Source organism: Pantoea sp. M_10 (assembly GCF_008631515.1).
Lineage (GTDB): Bacteria > Pseudomonadota > Gammaproteobacteria > Enterobacterales > Enterobacteriaceae > Pantoea > Pantoea anthophila.
Map to the genome: position 1 here is coordinate 1,396,379 of NZ_VWUL01000001.1, position 16,882 is coordinate 1,413,260.

Sequence of the window (16,882 nt, forward strand, 5' to 3'; positions counted from 1 at the left end):
TCATGCGCCCAGGCTGGCGGGCAGTGGCGCTTTCAGCCACTCTTCGGACAGCTTGTTCAGGGTGCCATCTTTAATCCCCTGCTCAATCAGCGCATTCACCTTCGCCTTCAGCGCAGGCTCATCTTTCTTCAGACCGATAAAGCAGGGCGAATCTTTCAGCATAAACTGAGCGACCGGCGCTTTTTCCGGATTCTGGCGGGCAATGGCGGCGACCACCAGGTTGCCGGTGGCGACATACTGCACCTGGCCGGAGAGATACGCCGATAAGGTGGTGTTGTTATCTTCGTAACGTTTCACCTGCGCATCTTTCGGTGCCACTTCGCTCAGCACCATATCCTCCACCGCGCCGCGGGTAACGCCAATCGACTTGCCGCTCAGCGCGCTGGCCGCTTTGATCTCGTCACCTTTCGGTCCGAAGACGCCCAGGAAGAACGGCGCATAGGCGCGGGTAAAGTCGATCACTTTTTCACGCTCCGCATTTTTACCCATGCTGGAGATCACCAGATCGACCTTGTCGGTTTGCAGATAAGGCACCCGGTTGGCGCTGCTGACCGGCACCAGCTGCAACTTAAGTTTCATCTGCTTCGCCAGGTATTTCGCCATGTCGATGTCATACCCCTGCGGCTGCAGATCGGTACCCACCGAGCCAAACGGCGGGAAATCCTGCGGAACGGCCACGCGGATCACACCGCGCTTCTGAATGTCCTGCAGTTGATCGGCCAGTGCGCTTCCCGCATGTGCCATCAGTAATGCCGCTGTTGCAACCGCCATTAAAACTTTTTTCATTATGCACCCCGGTGAAATGTGATGAAACAAAAGATTCTTTAACAGGCAATCTGCAACTAATGTGCCAACAAGGGCAGCGGCGGAAAAAGGGTTAAGCGGCAAAGAGTTCACTGAAAATGGGGCGTAACCGGGGAGGATTACGCCGCGGGCGGGCGTGTGCTGAAATGGGGCAAAGCACCAAAATGGTGCCTGTTAACGGTGCTCCAGCTCGTCGAACTGCTGGTAGAGATCGGCGATCTGATGAATACGCTGCCGCCCCTGCGCCAGCATTTCATGCAGCAGCGCATTGGCAATCAGGTTAATCAGACTCATGGCCGAGCCGTAGCTGTCGAAGGCGGAAACGCTGTCGAGCGGCGTGCAGAGCTGCCAGCGTGCCAGCGCAGTGACCGTCTGCGCCTGCGGCTCACACAGCGCCAGCAGCGGTATTCCGGCCGCCTGAAGCTGCTGCATCAGCGGACGGATGATGCGGGTACGGCGGCGAAACGCCATCACCACCACCATATCCTCCGGGGTGATATCCACCAGCTCCTCTGCCAGCGTCTGGCCTGGCTGCGGCAGGATAAAGACCTGCGAGCGCGCCTGCACCAGCTGCTGTCGCAGATGCAGCGCCACCGGATAGGCGTTGCGCATGCCGATGATAAAGACGCGCTTCGCCTGCGCCAGCTGCTGGATCACATCGTTAAACTGGCGGGCATCCAGGCTGTTGACCCACTGTGTCAGGTTCGCCATCTCCTGCTTGTAGTGGCGCGCCAGCAGCGTGTTGCCCTGCACTGCATCCCGGTTATCGGTCAGCGGCATGCCGCTCTGACGCAGGATGCGCAGCTCATCGCGCATATCCTTGTACTTCTCATATCCCAGACGCTTAAACAGCCTGCTGACCGTGGCTTTCGACACGCCGCTGAGCCGCGCCAGCTCGGCGCTGTTATAGCTGATCAGATCATCGAAGTGGTCAAACACGAAGTCGGCAATGCGCTGCTCCTGCGGCGAGAGCTGGGGATAGTGACTCCGGAGTCGTTCATCAAGCTGTTTCATATCGCACCCTGTAACTTTTGTTTCAGCAGAAGCTAGCACAATTTACGCCAGGTTAACCGGCGCAATGTCAGCTCAGGCTAAAAACTGGAACAGCTCTTGCTTTGCTATCGGTTCTGTTACCCGAAGAACGAGAAAAAGATGATTCAGAGTAATATGGCGCCGATGGGCATGGCGGTGACGCCGCACCATCTGGCGAGTGAGAGCGCACTGGCGGTGCTGCGTGACGGCGGCAACGCCATCGAAGCGATGGTGGCGGCAGCCGCGACTATCGCCGTGGTCTACCCGCACATGAATGGGCTGGGCGGGGATGGGTTCTGGCTGATCCTGCCACCCGGCGGCGATCCCGTCGCTATCGACGCCAGCGGTGCCGCCGGTTCGCTGGCGCATCCGGATTTCTATGCCGGTCACCCCAGAATCCCTCATCGCGGGCCGAAAGCGGCGCTGACCGTCGCCGGTACGGTCAGCGGCTGGCAGGAGGCGCTGACCATCGCCGCAGAATCCGGCAGCCCGCTGCTGCCGCTGGCGCGTCTGCTGCGCGATGCGATTCGCTACGCCGCGGACGGTATTCCGGTCACCGCCTCTCAGACCGCCGCCACGACGAACTTCCGCAGTGAGTTACAGCATCAGCCCGGCTTCAGCGCCACCTTTATGCCTGATGGCGAGGTGCCGCAGCCTGGCAGCCGTTTTACCCAGCCTGCGCTGGCACAGACCCTGAGCCAGCTTACCGAACAGGGGCTGGACAGCTTCTATCGCGGCCCGCTGGCGCACCATATGGCTGATGAAATGGCCACGCTGGGCATGCCGGTCACCTTGGCCGATCTGCAGCAGCATCGCGCCCGTCGTACCACGCCCCTGCACCTCGCTCACAGCGAAGGCGACATCTGGAATATCGCCCCGCCGACCCAGGGCCTCGTCTCGCTGGCGATCCTTGGCATTACCGATCGCCTGGAGATGGCCGGGGCTGACGAGGCGCAGACGGTGCACCGCATCGTGGAAGCCACCAAAAAAGCCTTTGCGCTGCGCGACCGGCACATTACCGATCCGCGTCACGTCACCGAAGATGTGCAGGCGCTGCTGGCTGAGGACGCCCTGGCCACCCTCGCCAGCCAGATCAAAGATGGCGAGGCGGCAAACTGGGGCAGCGGCCGCGGGCCGGGCGATACGGTCTGGATGGGTGTGATGGACAGCAGCGGGCTTGCCGTCTCCTTTATTCAGAGCATCTATCACGAGTTTGGCAGCGGGGTCGTCCTGCCCGGCACCGGCATCACCTGGCAGAACCGGGGGGCTGCATTCAGCCTCGATCCTGAACATCTGCTGGCGCTGGCACCCGGCAAACAGCCCTTCCATACCCTGAACCCCGCCGCCGCACGGCTGAAAGATGGCCGGACGCTGGTTTATGGCGCGATGGGCGGAGATGGTCAGCCGCAGACCCAGGCAGCGATCTTTACCCGCCATGTGATTCAGGGGTTGCCGCTGCAGCAGGCGGTCAGTGCACCGCGCTGGCTGCTGGGGCGTACCTGGGGCCAGTCATCAGACTCGCTGAAGCTGGAAGGCCGTATTGCCGACGCAACCGTCGCACAGCTGCGCCAGTGGGGGCACGAGGTAGAACGCCTGCCGGACTTCAGCGAATCCGTGGGTCATGCGGGTGCCATTGTGCGTCACTGCAACGGCATGTTTGAAGGCGCGAACGATCCGCGCAGTAACGGCAGCGCCGCCGGTTTTTAAACAGGAGTGAATCATGAATGAACATGAGTGGGCCAGCTACATCGGCCATATGGAGCAGATCCTGCAACTGACGCTGGACGATCCCCGCCGCGCCGAGCTGCTAATCCAGCTGTCGCGTATCGCGGAGATGGCCGCACCGCTGATGGCGTTTCCGCTTGATGACCGGCTGGAAGTGGCGGGAGTGTATCAGGCATGAAAACAGGTGACGTTTCGATTCAGACGCTGCAGCAGGCGATCCGCCAGGGTGAGATCAGCGCTCGCGAGGTGGCCGAACAGACGCTGCAGGCGATTGAGCAGCACAACCCGGCGCTGAATGCCTGGACGGAAATCACCGGGCCTCGCATGTTGAAAGAAGCCAGCGCGGTTGATGCGCAGCGGCAGCGCGGTGAGCCCCTGCCCCCGCTGGCGGGCATTCCCTATGCAGTGAAGAACCTGTTTGATGTGGCGGGTCACAGCACGCTGGCAGGGGCCAGGCTGTTCAGCGACCGCCCTGCGGCGCAGGCGGATGCCTTCGCCATCGGCAAACTGCGCCACGCAGGCGCGCTGCTGTCAGGCATGCTGAACATGGATGCCTACGCCTATGGTTTCACCACCGAGAACAGTCATTACGGCCCGACCCGTAACCCACGCGATTTAAGCCGCGTCGCGGGCGGCTCGTCCGGGGGTTCGGCCGCCGCCGTGGCCGCCGGACTGGTTCACTTTTCGCTGGGTACCGATACTAACGGCTCAATCCGGGTGCCCGCGTCGCTGTGCGGCATTTTTGGCCTGAAACCCACTTTTGGCCGACTGTCACGCAGCGGCAGCCACCCCTTTGTTGCCAGCCTCGATCATATCGGCCCGCTGGCCCGGCGGGTGGAAGACCTGGCGCTGGTTTATGACCTGCTGCAGGGCGCAGACCCCGCAGATGCGTTTCAGGCCGTCCGGCCGCCAGAGGCCACGCTGCCCGGCCTGTTGCAGGGCAGTGAAGGGCTGCGCTGTGGCGTGCTGGGCGGTTTTTTTGCCCGCTGGTGCGATGAGGACGCCCGCGCGGCGGTGGCCACCGTCGCAGCCGCGCTGGAAGCGCAGGAGGAGGTGGTGATGCCGGAGGCGGAGCTGGCGCGTTCGGCAGCCTTTATCATGACCGCCGCCGAGGGGGGGAATCACTATCTGCCTGCCCTGCGTCAGAAGCCTGAGGTGTTTGAACCCAACTCACGCGAGCGTCTGCTGGCCGGCGCGATGATGCCCGGCGCCTGGTATGTGCAGGCCCAGCGCTTTCGTCGTCATTTCCAGCAGCAGGTGCTGCCGCTGTTTGATCGCTTCGATGTGCTGATCGCCCCGGCAACCCCCTGCAGCGCGATCACCATCGGTCAGCAGACGCTGTCAATTCAGGGTGAATCGCTGCCCGCCAAAGCGAGCATGGGCATGCTGACGCAGCCCATCTCCTTCCTGGGACTGCCGGTCTGTACAGTGCCGCTGGCGACCCGAAGCGGCCTGCCGATTGGGTTACAGCTTATCGCCCGCCCGTTTAATGAAGCGGCAGCATTACGTGCCGCCTGGACACTGGAACAACGCGGCATCACCCTGCCGCAAATCACGATGGCAGGAGCCTGATGAACAGAGAGATTAATTTACCGCAGGTGGTCAGCGAGGTGACGGCGCAGTTCTGGCGTTACGAAAAGGCGCTGGTGAGCAATGACGTGGCTGAACTGGATGCGCTTTTCTGGCACGACCCGCGCACCGTGCGCCTCGGGGCCGGTGAAAACCTGTATGGCATCGATGAGATTCGCGCCTTCCGGGCTGCACGCCCCGCTGCGGGCCTCGACCGGACGCTGCGGAATACGGTGATCACCACCTTTGGCGAGGATTATGCGGTCTGCAGCACCGAATTTACCCGTGCCGGCAGTGATAAAATCGGCCGTCAGCAGCAGACCTGGGTTCGCATGCCGCACGGCTGGTGCATTGTGGCCGCCCAGGTCAGTCTGATGAGCTGATTATCGCCGGTGCGTCGCCTGTCCTGAGGAAGGCGACGCACCGGAACCGGCTTAGGATGCCGGGTGTGTCGCGATCCAGTGATCGGCGATCTGCTGGCGGGTGCAGATCCAGACGTCGTCATGCTGCTGAATGTGGTCGAGGAAATTCTGCAGCGCACGGAATTTGCCCGGACGCCCCAGCAGGCGACAGTGCATCCCGATCGACATCATCTTTGGCGCGGTCTCCCCCTCTTCATACAGCACATCGAAGCTGTCACGCAGGTAGGTGAAGAACTGCTCGGCGGTGTTAAATCCCTGCGGCGAGGCAAAGCGCATGTCATTGCACTCCAGGGTGTAGGGAATAATCAGGTGCGGCTTAACCGTGCCATCCTGACATGTCACCTGCGTCCAGAACGGCAGGTCGTCGCCGTAGTAGTCGCTGTCGTAGCTGAAGCCGCCCTGCTCCACCACCAGCCGGCGCGTGTTCGGGCTGTCACGTCCGGTATACCAGCCGGTTGGGGCTTTCCCAAACAGATCGGTCAGCACATCCACCGCCTGCTGCATATGCTGACGTTCGGTTTTCGCATCCACGCCCTGATAGTGGAGCCAGCGCCAGCCGTGACTGACCACATCGTAGTCCGCCTGTTTAATCGCTTCGACAACCTCCGGATGACGCGCCAGCGCCATCGCCACGCCAAACACGGTCAGCGGCAGACCGCGCTTCTGAAATTCATTGTGGATGCGCCAGAAACCGGCGCGCGAGCCGTACTCATAGAGTGACTCCATCGACATATGACGGTCGGCATAGCTGGCGGCACCGATGATGTCGGAGAGGAACTGCTCGGAGCCGGCGTCACCGTGCAGCACACTGTTCTCCGCCCCCTCTTCGTAATTCAGGACAAACTGCACCGCCACCCGGGCATTGTTGGGCCAGGCGGCGTGCGGCGGATGAGCACCATAACCGATCAAATCGCGCGGATAGTTTTTGTTAAAGCTGTACTCTTTCTTCTCTGCAGCGTCAGTCATTACTCGCTTCCTGTCTTCTGTCTGGAAAGTTCCGTTAGTTTAGATGCTGAAACGCACCTGAGAGAGGTTTCTGCAAAGGCCAGGCCAGATCGCCATGTTTGCTGGTGCCAAAGCCAAGCGCCACCAGCGACTCCACCATTTTTACGGCCGCGCCGACGCCATCAATCACCGGCAGCCCCAGCTCCTGCGTCAGGGAGGCGGCCAGCGTCGCCATGCCGCCACAGCCGAGCACAATCGCGCCGCTGCCATCTTCCCGTTTGGCCTGGAGGCAACGCTCACGCACTTTTTCCTGCGCCAGTCCGCTGCCATCCTCCAGCGCCAGTACCGGCAGATCGATGGCATGCAGCGCGGCACAGTGATGGGTAAAGCCATACTGCTGCAGAAGATGACGGGCAATCACCAGCGTGCGCGGCAGCGTGGTGACAATCGAAAAGCGCGTCGCCAGCAGCGTGGCGGTGTGCATCGCCGCTTCTGCGATACCGATGACCGGCCCGCTGGCCAGCTCGCGCGCCGCCAGTAACCCCGGGTCACCAAAACAGGCAATCACATGTCCGCTCACGCCCTGCTCCCGCCCCAGCCTGACCTGCTCCAGCACCCCGATGGCCGCGATCGCCTCATCAAAATGCCCTTCAATGGAAGGCACGCCCTGCGAGGGTGAAACGGCCAGAATGTCGGTGCCGGGTGCGGCAACCGCACGGGCAGCCTGAGCGATGGTTTCGGTCATCGCCAGGCTGGTGTTGGGGTTAATGACCTGAATCAGGGTCATGAGGCCGCTCCTTTGCCCGTGGCAAACAGTCGTGAAAAGTCGGGCAGCGTTTCACCGCTGCGCTCAAAGTGCAGGCTGGAAACAATATGCTCAAAATGGTGCTGCAGCGCCTCAGTCAGTGGCTGCAGCGCACGTGCCCGTAACAGGGTCAGCAGATGCGTGTGGTCGTCACAGCGGCAGCCGCGCTGCCACGGCGCGCCATAGGCGGCAATCACCAGCGACGAGCGCTGCGTCAGGCTGGTCACCATGCCGGTGAGCACCTGATTGCCGGAGATCGCCTGCAGCTGAATATGAAAGGCTGCCGAAAGCCGGATGGCTGCCGGGCCATCATGCGCGGCGTGGGCCTGATTCTCCTGTGCGATAAGCTGTTCCAGCGCCACCAGGTGCGGGGGCTGCAGATGGGCCAGCACGGCGTGCAGATTGGCGCACTCCATTAAACTGCGGGTGGCGAAGATCTCCCGCGCCTCTTCAACGCCAGGGGTGGCGACCTGCGCACCACGTTTGGGCGTCAGGGTGACCATTTGCACCGCCGCAAGGCGCTGCAGTACTTTGCGAATGCCGGTGCGGCTTACTCCAAACACACCGGAGAGCGCCTCTTCCGGCAGTTTACTGCCCGGCGGCAGCTGATGCTCCACAATGGCGGTCATCAGCGCCTGGTAGATCCCTTCATCTTTATCCTGCGTTCTGGCGGCGTCTCGCTGGCCTGTTTTACTTGTCATTACCTGCTCCGGAAGCTCTCTGTACGCCACTTATCGTATACGTGAACAGCAAATATTGTATACAGGAAAAGAAATCTGGCCTGAATCCTGCAATACCCCTTTACCAGATTATTCATTTCACTCTCGGGTAGAGGAGCAGGTTTCATGCCAAATCATTCCACGGTGGCCAGCACGGCCTCTGACGCTAACGCCAGTTACAGCCCACGTCTCTGTAACGACGATCTGGCGCCCACCCGCGACCAGAACTGGTCGTGGTACAACATTTTTTCGTTCTGGATGTCAGATGTCCACAGCATGGGCGGCTATGTGGTGGCGGCCAGCTTCTTCACGCTGGGATTAGCCAGCTGGCAGGTGCTGCTCTGCCTGCTGGCCGGGATCTGCATCGTGCAGATCTGTGCCAATCTGGTGGCAAAACCGAGCCAGATGACAGGCGTTCCCTATGCGGTGATCTGCCGTCAGGCGTTTGGCGTGTTTGGCGCGAATATTCCGGCGGTCATCCGCGGGCTGATCGCTTTTGCCTGGTATGGCATCCAGACCTATCTGGCGGCGAACGCGCTGATGCTGGTTCTGCTGAAGTTCGCCCCGTCACTGAACTCAATGACCGAGCCACACTGGCTTGGCCTGTCGCTGCTGGGCTGGTGCTGCTTTGGCGTGATGTGGCTGCTGCAGGCGATGGTCTTCTGGCACGGCATGAGCGCCATCAAACGGTTTATCGATGTGGCGGGTCCGGCTGTCTATGTTGTGATGGTGGCGCTGGCGGGCTGGATTGTATACAAGACCGGATTTGATGGGATCTCTTTTACCCTCGCCAGTAAATCACTCACCCCGGGCGAGCAGACGTGGCAGATGATTACCGCAACCGCGCTTGTCGTCTCCTACTTCTCCGGGCCACTGCTGAATTTCGGTGACTTCTCCCGCTACGGCAAAAGCATGTCAGAGATTCGTCGTGGCAACCGCTGGGGCCTGCCGTTTAACTTCCTGCTCTTCTCCGTGGTGACGGTGGTCATCGTGTCGGGCACCCAGTCGCTGTTTGGTAAAATGATCACCGATCCGATTGAGACCGTGAGCATGGTCGGCAACGACCTGGCGGTAGCGATTGGGCTGCTGACGATGATTACCGCCACTATCGGCATCAACATTGTGGCGAACTTCGTCTCACCCGCCTTCGACTTCTCTAACTGTTCACCGCAGAAAATCAGCTTCCGCACCGGCGGGATGATCGCCGCGGTAGGCTCGGTGCTGTTAACGCCGTGGAATCTGTTCCAGTCACCTGAACTGATTCACTACACCCTGGATGTCCTGGGCTCCTTTATCGGGCCGCTGTTCGGGATTCTGCTGACTGATTTCTACCTGATCAAACGCGGACGCATCTCGGTCGACGACCTGTTTAACGCCACGCCAGCGGGCCGGTACTGGTATCGCGGCGGGTTTAACCCTAAAGCGATCGCCGCGCTGCTGCCGTCGGTGGCCATCTGCCTGGTGATCAGTTTTATCCCTTCCCTGCATCAGGTGGCGAACTTCAGCTGGTTTATCGGAGCCGGTCTGGCGGCAGGCTGCTACCGCTTTATCGCCCGTGAAGAGCGTGAAGCGGCAGACAGTGCGCGCTGGCAGGGTGAGGTCGTGGCGCAGAAAGAGTAACCCGCCACGGAATCGCAGATAGCAAAAAGCCGATTCATTTCTGAATCGGCTTTTTTAAAGAGATTGGCGGAACGGACGGGGCTCGAACCCGCGACCCCCTGCGTGACAGGCAGGTATTCTAACCAACTGAACTACCGCTCCGCGCTTTGTTCCCCGTCGAGAACGAGGCGCATAGTAATGGCAGGCCGTTGCGGCGTCAACGCTTTTTCCTGACGACGCGATCGTTTGCCGTTTTTTTCAGCTCGCCGTTGATTTTATCCACAAATTTCCGTCATTCAGCCGCGCCACAGGCAGCTGCCGCCCTTTTTCATGACCAGATCCAGACGTGACTCATGGGCAACGATCTCCTCGTCGCTGGCCGTCACCACGCGCAGTGCCGAGGCGGGACGTACGATGCGCTGAATGCTCTCGCCCTGCGCCTGACGGGCGCTTTCACTTTCGGACAAAAACGACAGTGAGGTCTGCCCGCCGGTCATGGTCAGGAACACGTCCGCCAGGATCTCGGCATCGAGCAGTGCGCCGTGCAGCGTTCGCTTGCTGTTGTCTATCTCATAACGCGAGCAGAGCGCATCCAGGCTGTTACGCTTGCCGGGAAACATGCGCCGCGCCAGCGCCAGGCTGTCGGTCACTTTGCAGAAGGTTTCGGTTTTCTCAATGCCGCGATTCAGCTTTGAGAACTCGTAATCCATAAAGCCGATATCGAACGGCGCGTTATGGATCACCAGCTCGGCGCCGCGGATATAGTCGAGAAACTCATCCGCAATCTCGCTGAACATCGGTTTGTCGGCAAGGAACTCATCTGCAATCCCGTGAACGCCGAAGGCTTCCGGATCGACCAGCCGATCGGGCTTCAGGTACATATGGAAATTGTTGCCGGTCAGGCGACGGTTAATCACCTCGACCGCACCAATCTCAATGATGCGGTGCCCCTCATAATGGACCCCGATCATGTTCATGCCGGTGGTTTCAGTATCGAGTACGATCTGGCGGTTATTTGCAGTGCTCATAAGACCCGTTTTATGTCAGACTTGACGTTTTTGAGAGGAAGTCTACCAGAGATGCGCAAACAGGTAGAAATATTCACCGATGGATCCTGTCTTGGAAATCCCGGTCCCGGCGGTTACGGGGCGATTTTACGTTATGGCCAGCATGAGAAAACCTTCAGCGCGGGCTATCGCCTCACCACCAATAACCGGATGGAACTGATGGCGGCCATTATTTCGCTTGAAGCGCTGACGCAGCCCTGCGATGTGGTGCTCAGTACCGACAGCCAGTATGTGCGTCAGGGAATTACCAGCTGGATCCATAACTGGAAAAAACGCGGCTGGAAAACCGCGGATAAAAAACCGGTGAAGAACGTCGACCTCTGGCAGCGTCTCGACCAGGCCCTCAGCACCCACAAGATTCAGTGGGAGTGGGTTAAAGGCCACGCGGGACATCCCGAGAATGAGCGCTGCGACGTGCTGGCCCGCAGCGCGGCGGAAAATCCCGCCTTTGAAGATATCGGTTACAAGAGCGAGTCCTGATCGTCTGCCTGCCGGAACTGGCGGGTAGCATTGACGGTCTGGCGGATCTGGCTGGGACTCATGCTCTTCTTCGCCCGTGTCGGCAACAGCGGGAAGGTGCGTTTACGTGCCACGACAATATTCAGGCACCCCAGCGCCGGTAAGTGGGCGCTGATCAGTTTCCCCCCCTGCCGATGCCACGGCACCACCTGAAACCGGGTGCGGTAAACCACCTCATAGTTCAGCAGGCTCAGCCAGTCGAGCAGACGCATCTGGCTGAACATCCGTCCGCTCCAGGGCGCCTTACGGCCTAACCCCGGAATCATTTTCGTGACCCCGAGCAGGCTGAAGGGATTGAAGCCGCTGATGATCATCCAGCCGTCGTCAATGAGTACCCTGTCCACTTCCCGCAACACCCGATGCGGATCCTGACTCCAGGCCAGCGTATGCGCCAGCAGACAGGCATCAATCGACTTCGACTCAAAGGGAAGCTGCAGGGGGTCAGCCAGCACCTGTAACAGCTCGCCCTCGCTGCCCACGTTGACCTGATGTGAAATAGCACAGTGTTCGGTGTTGATTTCTGCGCTGAGGTTGCCAAGCTTAAGCATATGAAAGCCATAAAGCTTTCCGAGGTAAGGCTGAAGCTGCTGGGTCAGCGCGTCGCGGAAATAGTCTCCCCACGGCATATCGCGCCACGATAGCGGAGCGTTCAGAATCTGGCGTGTTTTCGCGGGCTTCATGCTTTACGCTCTTCCTTATTCCTACGACCTGCTAGAGGTGATGATGAATCTTACCAGTATTCCTGCGTTGCAGGACAACTACATCTGGACGCTGAATAATGATGAAGGTCAGTGTCTGATTGTCGATCCCGGTGAAGCTCAGCCGGTATTAGAAAAAATGGCCTCTAACGGCTGGCAGCCGGTGGCGATTCTGTTAACTCACCACCACAACGACCATACGGGTGGGGTGAAAACGCTGTGTGAGCATTTCCCGGCGCTCGAAGTTTACGGCCCGCAGGAAACGGTTGCCAAAGGGGCCAGAACGGTGGTCAGCGAGGGCGATCAGGTGACGGTGCTCGGCCTGACGTTCGAGGTGATTCATACCCCTGGTCACACTTTAGGACATATCTCATATTACAGCTCACCTTATCTTTTCTGTGGCGACACACTCTTTTCGGGTGGCTGCGGACGTCTTTTCGAAGGCACAGCAGAGCAGATGTATGAATCCTTTCAAAAGCTTAATCAGCTTCCGGAGGAAACGCTGGTCTGCTGCGCGCATGAATATACTTTATCTAACCTGAAGTTTGCTGCGGCTATTCTGCCCCATGACCCGCAAATAATGGCCGAATATCAGAAAATTAAGGACTTACGCGCCGAAAATGGCATTAGTCTGCCCACAAAACTGGGGCACGAACGGTCAATAAATTTATTTCTCCGCACGCAAGATATTGATTTGCAAAGGGCGTTAAACGTTAACGTGAATGATGAACCGGTATGGCACACATTTGCCGTTCTACGCGAGAAGAAAGACGCTTTTTGATTTTTCGGGTTGTGTTGTGAAAAGTCGTCACGTATAGTTGCTCGTCTTTTAAGCGAACTATTGACACACACATGAAGGCTAAAGCGATCTTACTCGCCTCAGTCTTGCTGGTAGGATGTCAGGCGTCGAGGAACGATGCCAATATCCCCGAACAGCATGCACAGAGCCTGTCTTCAGCTGGTCAAGGTGAAAATGGAAAGTACGGAGACGAGTTTTTGTCGCCGCGATGGCAGGAAGATGGAACTGGCCTCGCAGCAGACGCAGATCTCTGGAGTTTCATTAGTGACGAGTTGAAGATGGGGATTCCGGAAAACCCGGCAATCCGCGAACAAAAAAGTAAATTTTTAAAAAATAAGAGCTATCTCCACGATGTAACATTACGGGCAGAGCCGTACATGTACTGGATAGTCGAGCAGATACAGAAACGTAAAATGCCGATGGAACTGGTACTGCTACCCATAGTGGAGAGCGCTTTTGACCCTCGCGCAACCTCATCCGCCAATGCCGCTGGTATCTGGCAGATAGTTGCCTCAACGGGTCGAAATTATGGACTGAAACAGAACCAGTATTACGATGGGCGACGGGATGTTGTCGCATCCACACGGGTTGCGCTGGATATGATGCAGCGTCTTAACACCATGTTTGACGGTGACTGGTTATTAACCATTGCCGCATACAACAGTGGTGAGGGACGTGTTCTCAAAGCGATAAAACAGAATAAGGCGCGCGGTAAGCCGACTGACTTCTGGCACTTATCGCTGCCACGCGAAACCACGGTGTATGTGCCGAAAATGTTAGCTCTGAGTGAACTGCTCAAACATAACAAGCGTTACGGTATCAAACTGCCGACACCCAACGAAAGTCGTGCACTGGCACGGGTGGAAGTGGGTCAGCAGATACAGCTGACGCAGGCTGCCGAAATGGCAGGTATGTCGCTCACGAAACTGAAGAGCTTCAATACCGGCTACAAAGGCGGTGCAACCGCGCCAAACGGCCCGCACTATATTATGGTGCCGAAGTCGAACGTCGCCAGACTGCGTAACTCACTGGCGTCCGGTGACATCGCAGCCGTACAGCCAACTCAGCTTGCGAAAGCGAGTGCGAGCGGCGGGTACAAGGTGCGACGGGGTGATACGCTCTCGGGTATCGCCGCGAAGCTTGGCGTTAGCGTCTCCACACTGAAGCAGGATAATAACCTGCGCGGTGCCGATATCCGACCGGGTCAGACGCTGACTATCGGTTCGAATGGCACCCGACTGGCTGATAACGGCAACAGCATCACCTATCGTGTTCGTAAGGGTGATTCTCTTGACAGTATTGCACGGCATCACGGCGTCAATATTAAAGACGTGATGCGCTGGAACAGTGTGCTGGACAGCGCGAAAGATATTCAACCCGGCGATAATTTAACGCTGTTTGTGAATAATAACGCGACACCTGATACCTGATACGTTGAAAAGGCTGACAATTGTCAGCCTTTTTCTTTTATTCATCCGCAACCGTCTGCGCTGTACCTTCGCTTTACTCTTTCCTGTCTGCCCCGGACTCCCGTCCTGAACTGAACTCCACCAGTAAAGGATTATGGTCGGAAGCCCGCGTCACCAGCACTGAGGCCTCACTCACCCTGAGATCGCGATAAAAGACGAAATCCAGCGGGCGACCAAACGCTTTACGGCGGTGGTCGGCAGTGAACATCACCTCTTCCAGCTTCATGCGCTGGGCAAAGCGGTAGAGCGCGTTAATGCGCTGACGGCTCCAGGCATTAAAGTCCCCGGCCATGATCACCGGACCGCTATGATGTATAATCTGCTCCCCTATCGGGCCCAGCTGTTTGCTGTAGACGTCGACGCCCAGGCTGAAGTTAACCGCGTGGATATTCACGACCATCAGCATTTCACCAGTGGGCAGAGGATAAGCCGTGACCAGCGCCGATTTAGCCAGCCTCAGCAGCGGCTCACGCTCACGCAGCGGGCAACAGTAGACCGGATGGGCAGAAGCAAGCGTCATCACGCCAGAGGGGTGCTGAGGCAGCACAAAGGCGGGAACCTGATCGGCAGCCAGATAGTTACTCGTCGCAAACCGTACCAGCTCCGGCGTCGTCTGCGCCTCCTGAAGTAAAACCAGGTGCGCGTCCTTACCAAACCCCTCCAGCACCGACATCCAGTCTGCACGCTGCTGCTTGAAGATGTTCCACACCAGAACTTTAAGATTCGGATGCGCGGGCAAGGGAGCGCCGGGTGGCAGTGCCTGACCGAGATGGAGCATCGCACCCGGTGGAAAGATCTGTTCCACAGGTTGTCCCGCCACATATCGCATTGCATAAGTTTTTTTGCGCACTTTCCCGCCTGGCTGATCATTCAAAAACAGATAACACCTGTCTGTTATAGGGATTTTAGACCGGGGTTTCAATGGATGCAGGTCAATGTCAGAATTCAGCACCCTTTTCCGGAATAAAACAGCGCCTTTGCAGACGTTGAACAAAACGCGGGGAGGCATGATTCGTGCGGTCATTGCTGACCAGACTTCTATACTGGAACCACAGCACTATCGGCCACCGCGTCGCGCCATCGCCACGTCCGTGCAGGGAGGTTAAATGAAGGCATCTTCTGACGAACTGAAAGTGTTTGTCAGCGTAGTAGAAAGCGGAAGTTTCAGTCGCGCTGCTGAACAGCTGCAGATGGCGAACTCAGCCGTCAGCAGAACGATTAAAAAGCTGGAGAACAAGCTGGGCATCGCCCTGCTCACCCGCACCACCCGGCAGCTGGCACTGACGCAGGAGGGAGAGCGTTATTTCCGTCATGTTCAGCGCTTTTTGCAGGAGATGACGACGGCGGAGAGCGACCTGATTGAGAGCCTGCAGGAGCCAAAAGGCCTTTTGCGCGTTGATGCCGCGACGCCGGTAATTCTGCATTTGCTGATGCCGATGATAAAGCCTTTCCGTGCCCGCTATCCTGGAGTGAGGCTTTCGTTAATCTCCTCGGAAAGTTTTATCAATCTCATCGAGCGAAAAGTGGATATCGCTATCCGCGCCGGTAATCTGACTGACTCTACCCTGCGCGCCCGTCTGCTGTTTAACAGCTTTCGTAAACTGGTTGCGTCGCCCGCCTATCTTCGGGAGCATGGCGTGCCGCACACCGTGGCTGAGCTTGATCGTCATCACTGCCTGGGCTTTGAGGACTCACCCCGGCTTAATCGCTGGCCCGTCGCCCGTGAAAGCGGTGAGCTCTATGATATCGACTGGGCTCTATCCTCTAACAGCGGAGAGACGATTAAACAGCTCTGTCTCACGGGTAATGGTATCGCCTGTCTGTCGGAATATATGATCGATCGTGAAATTGCGGAGGGAACGCTGGTTGAAGTGCTGGCAGACCAGCGCCTGCCGGTCGAGATGCCGTTCAATGCGGTTTATTACAGTGATACTGGCGTCAGCCAGCGTGTGCGCGCCTTTATTGACTTCCTCAGCGAGTGGAGTGCTGAACAACCCTGGCGCATCTGATATGCGCCCAGGTCCGGTGAGGATGCCTGCGTTCAGGGAGGGCTTTCCGGGCAGTATTTGCTGCAATGGAAAAAGCCCTGACCGTTAAGTCAGGGCTTTCCAATTAAGTGGCGGAACGGACGGGGCTCGAACCCGCGACCCCCTGCGTGACAGGCAGGTATTCTAACCAACTGAACTACCGCTCCACCGGTTCTTTCACAGCTGTCAGCAGATGGCTGATAGCTGTTTGTTCCTGTTGTTTTCCTTGTCAGGGGAAAAGGAACTAATTTGATGCCTGGCAGTTCCCTACTCTCGCATGGGGAGGCCCCACACTACCATCGGCGCTACGGCGTTTCACTTCTGAGTTCGGCATGGGGTCAGGTGGGACCACCGCGCTAAAGCCACCAGGCAAATTCTTTGTGCTCTGTCCTGTGTCTTCTGTGCTGATGCTGCGTTGGCCGCCCTCCCGCTGCTCAGTCACATACGTCAGTATGCTCCTTCACATCGCTCGGTTGCCGCCTTGCCTCAGCGCAGAATCCTTCGGACTTGACTCCGCAGGACACAACTGTTATCCGGTAACAAAGCTGAAAATCGCGTCTCTCAAAAACGCCTCTGGCGTTGTAAGGTTAAGCCTCACGGGTCATTAGTACCGGTTAGCTCAACGCATCGCTGCGCTTACACACCCGGCCTATCAACGTCGTCGTCTTCAACGTCCCTTCAGG

Annotated in this window: 17 protein-coding genes, 2 tRNA genes and 2 rRNA genes; 9 read left to right on the plus strand and 12 right to left on the minus strand. The window is 58.3% G+C overall.

Annotated elements, in window-relative coordinates; genetic code table 11:
- The gene (locus F3I47_RS06765) at nt 1-786 is read right to left on the minus strand and encodes a transporter substrate-binding domain-containing protein (protein WP_150029318.1); all 786 of its coding nucleotides are present in this window, start codon (nt 784-786) and stop codon (nt 1-3) included.
- Nucleotides 787-978: 192 nt separating this feature from the next.
- Nucleotides 979-1,818 (minus strand): MurR/RpiR family transcriptional regulator HpxU, encoded by an 840-nt coding sequence (gene hpxU / locus F3I47_RS06770; RefSeq protein ID WP_009091922.1) that lies wholly within the window; start codon nt 1,816-1,818, stop codon nt 979-981.
- A gap of 138 nt (nt 1,819-1,956) precedes the next feature.
- Between hpxU and F3I47_RS06775 the strand changes: the two genes are divergently transcribed.
- The 4 genes from F3I47_RS06775 to hpxZ are packed head-to-tail and all read left to right on the plus strand — an operon-like array spanning nt 1,957 to nt 5,513.
- The gene (locus F3I47_RS06775; RefSeq protein WP_150029317.1) at nt 1,957-3,543 is read left to right on the plus strand and encodes a gamma-glutamyltransferase family protein; all 1,587 of its coding nucleotides are present in this window, start codon (nt 1,957-1,959) and stop codon (nt 3,541-3,543) included.
- A 13-nt stretch (nt 3,544-3,556) separates the two neighbouring features.
- Nucleotides 3,557-3,739: an oxalurate catabolism protein HpxX gene (hpxX, locus tag F3I47_RS06780; protein WP_009091925.1), complete on the plus strand. Its 183-nt coding sequence runs from the start codon at nt 3,557-3,559 to the stop codon at nt 3,737-3,739.
- The gene (locus F3I47_RS06785) at nt 3,736-5,133 is read left to right on the plus strand and encodes an AtzE family amidohydrolase (RefSeq protein ID WP_150029316.1); all 1,398 of its coding nucleotides are present in this window, start codon (nt 3,736-3,738) and stop codon (nt 5,131-5,133) included. Before hpxX ends, F3I47_RS06785 begins: the two co-directional genes overlap by 4 nt.
- A complete protein-coding gene (hpxZ, locus tag F3I47_RS06790; RefSeq protein ID WP_046101292.1) occupies nt 5,133-5,513 on the plus strand; it encodes an oxalurate catabolism protein HpxZ in 381 nt (126 codons plus the stop codon). Before F3I47_RS06785 ends, hpxZ begins: the two co-directional genes overlap by 1 nt.
- 51 nt (nt 5,514-5,564) lie before the next feature.
- Here the strand turns inward: hpxZ and puuE are convergent, their stop codons facing one another.
- The 3 genes from puuE to F3I47_RS06805 are packed head-to-tail and all read right to left on the minus strand — an operon-like array spanning nt 5,565 to nt 8,003.
- Nucleotides 5,565-6,518, minus strand: coding sequence for an allantoinase PuuE (gene puuE, locus F3I47_RS06795; protein WP_150029315.1), 954 nt, complete (start codon nt 6,516-6,518; stop codon nt 5,565-5,567).
- A gap of 34 nt (nt 6,519-6,552) precedes the next feature.
- A complete protein-coding gene (gene hpxA / locus F3I47_RS06800) occupies nt 6,553-7,284 on the minus strand; it encodes an allantoin racemase (RefSeq protein ID WP_150029314.1) in 732 nt (243 codons plus the stop codon).
- Nucleotides 7,281-8,003, minus strand: coding sequence for a GntR family transcriptional regulator (locus F3I47_RS06805; RefSeq protein ID WP_009091934.1), 723 nt, complete (start codon nt 8,001-8,003; stop codon nt 7,281-7,283). The genes hpxA and F3I47_RS06805 overlap by 4 nt, the downstream gene beginning before the upstream one ends.
- 144 nt (nt 8,004-8,147) lie before the next feature.
- Between F3I47_RS06805 and F3I47_RS06810 the strand changes: the two genes are divergently transcribed.
- The gene (locus F3I47_RS06810) at nt 8,148-9,641 is read left to right on the plus strand and encodes an NCS1 family nucleobase:cation symporter-1 (RefSeq protein WP_150029313.1); all 1,494 of its coding nucleotides are present in this window, start codon (nt 8,148-8,150) and stop codon (nt 9,639-9,641) included.
- A gap of 64 nt (nt 9,642-9,705) precedes the next feature.
- Here the strand turns inward: F3I47_RS06810 and F3I47_RS06815 are convergent.
- Together F3I47_RS06815 and dnaQ are read right to left on the minus strand one after the other, a co-directional pair.
- A tRNA-Asp gene (locus F3I47_RS06815) sits at nt 9,706-9,782 on the minus strand.
- A gap of 134 nt (nt 9,783-9,916) precedes the next feature.
- Entirely contained in the window at nt 9,917-10,648 is a 732-nt protein-coding gene (gene dnaQ / locus F3I47_RS06820; RefSeq protein ID WP_009091938.1) for a DNA polymerase III subunit epsilon, read from the minus strand.
- Nucleotides 10,649-10,699: 51 nt separating this feature from the next.
- On the opposite strand from dnaQ, the gene rnhA reads away from it, so the two are divergent.
- Nucleotides 10,700-11,167 carry a ribonuclease HI gene (gene rnhA / locus F3I47_RS06825; RefSeq protein WP_009091940.1) on the plus strand — a complete coding sequence of 156 codons (468 nt, stop codon included), beginning with the start codon at nt 10,700-10,702 and terminating at the stop codon, nt 11,165-11,167.
- Here the strand turns inward: rnhA and F3I47_RS06830 are convergent.
- A complete protein-coding gene (locus F3I47_RS06830) occupies nt 11,149-11,886 on the minus strand; it encodes a class I SAM-dependent methyltransferase (RefSeq protein ID WP_046101290.1) in 738 nt (245 codons plus the stop codon). The genes rnhA and F3I47_RS06830 overlap by 19 nt on opposite strands.
- Before the next feature lie 43 nt (nt 11,887-11,929).
- Between F3I47_RS06830 and gloB the strand changes: the two genes are divergently transcribed.
- Both gloB and mltD read left to right on the plus strand, forming a co-directional pair.
- Nucleotides 11,930-12,685, plus strand: coding sequence for a hydroxyacylglutathione hydrolase (gene gloB / locus F3I47_RS06835; protein ID WP_150029470.1), 756 nt, complete (start codon nt 11,930-11,932; stop codon nt 12,683-12,685).
- A gap of 71 nt (nt 12,686-12,756) precedes the next feature.
- Nucleotides 12,757-14,133 carry a murein transglycosylase D gene (mltD, locus tag F3I47_RS06840; RefSeq protein ID WP_033736400.1) on the plus strand — a complete coding sequence of 459 codons (1,377 nt, stop codon included), beginning with the start codon at nt 12,757-12,759 and terminating at the stop codon, nt 14,131-14,133.
- A 73-nt stretch (nt 14,134-14,206) separates the two neighbouring features.
- Here mltD and F3I47_RS06845 read toward each other — a convergent pair whose 3' ends face one another.
- Complete coding sequence (locus tag F3I47_RS06845) at nt 14,207-15,022, minus strand: endonuclease/exonuclease/phosphatase family protein (RefSeq protein WP_150029312.1); 816 nt, start codon at nt 15,020-15,022, stop codon at nt 14,207-14,209.
- A gap of 256 nt (nt 15,023-15,278) precedes the next feature.
- Here F3I47_RS06845 and yafC point away from each other — a divergent pair, with 256 nt between their 5' ends.
- Nucleotides 15,279-16,181, plus strand: a complete 903-nt coding sequence (gene yafC / locus F3I47_RS06850; RefSeq protein WP_150029311.1) for a DNA-binding transcriptional regulator YafC — start codon at nt 15,279-15,281, stop codon at nt 16,179-16,181.
- A 108-nt stretch (nt 16,182-16,289) separates the two neighbouring features.
- Here the strand turns inward: yafC and F3I47_RS06855 are convergent.
- From F3I47_RS06855 to F3I47_RS06865, 3 genes are all read right to left on the minus strand, one after another.
- Nucleotides 16,290-16,366: transfer RNA gene (locus F3I47_RS06855), tRNA-Asp, on the minus strand.
- An 87-nt stretch (nt 16,367-16,453) separates the two neighbouring features.
- Nucleotides 16,454-16,569: ribosomal RNA gene (gene rrf, locus F3I47_RS06860) — 5S ribosomal RNA — on the minus strand.
- A gap of 213 nt (nt 16,570-16,782) precedes the next feature.
- Nucleotides 16,783-16,882, minus strand: a 23S ribosomal RNA gene (locus F3I47_RS06865); the annotation flags it as partial.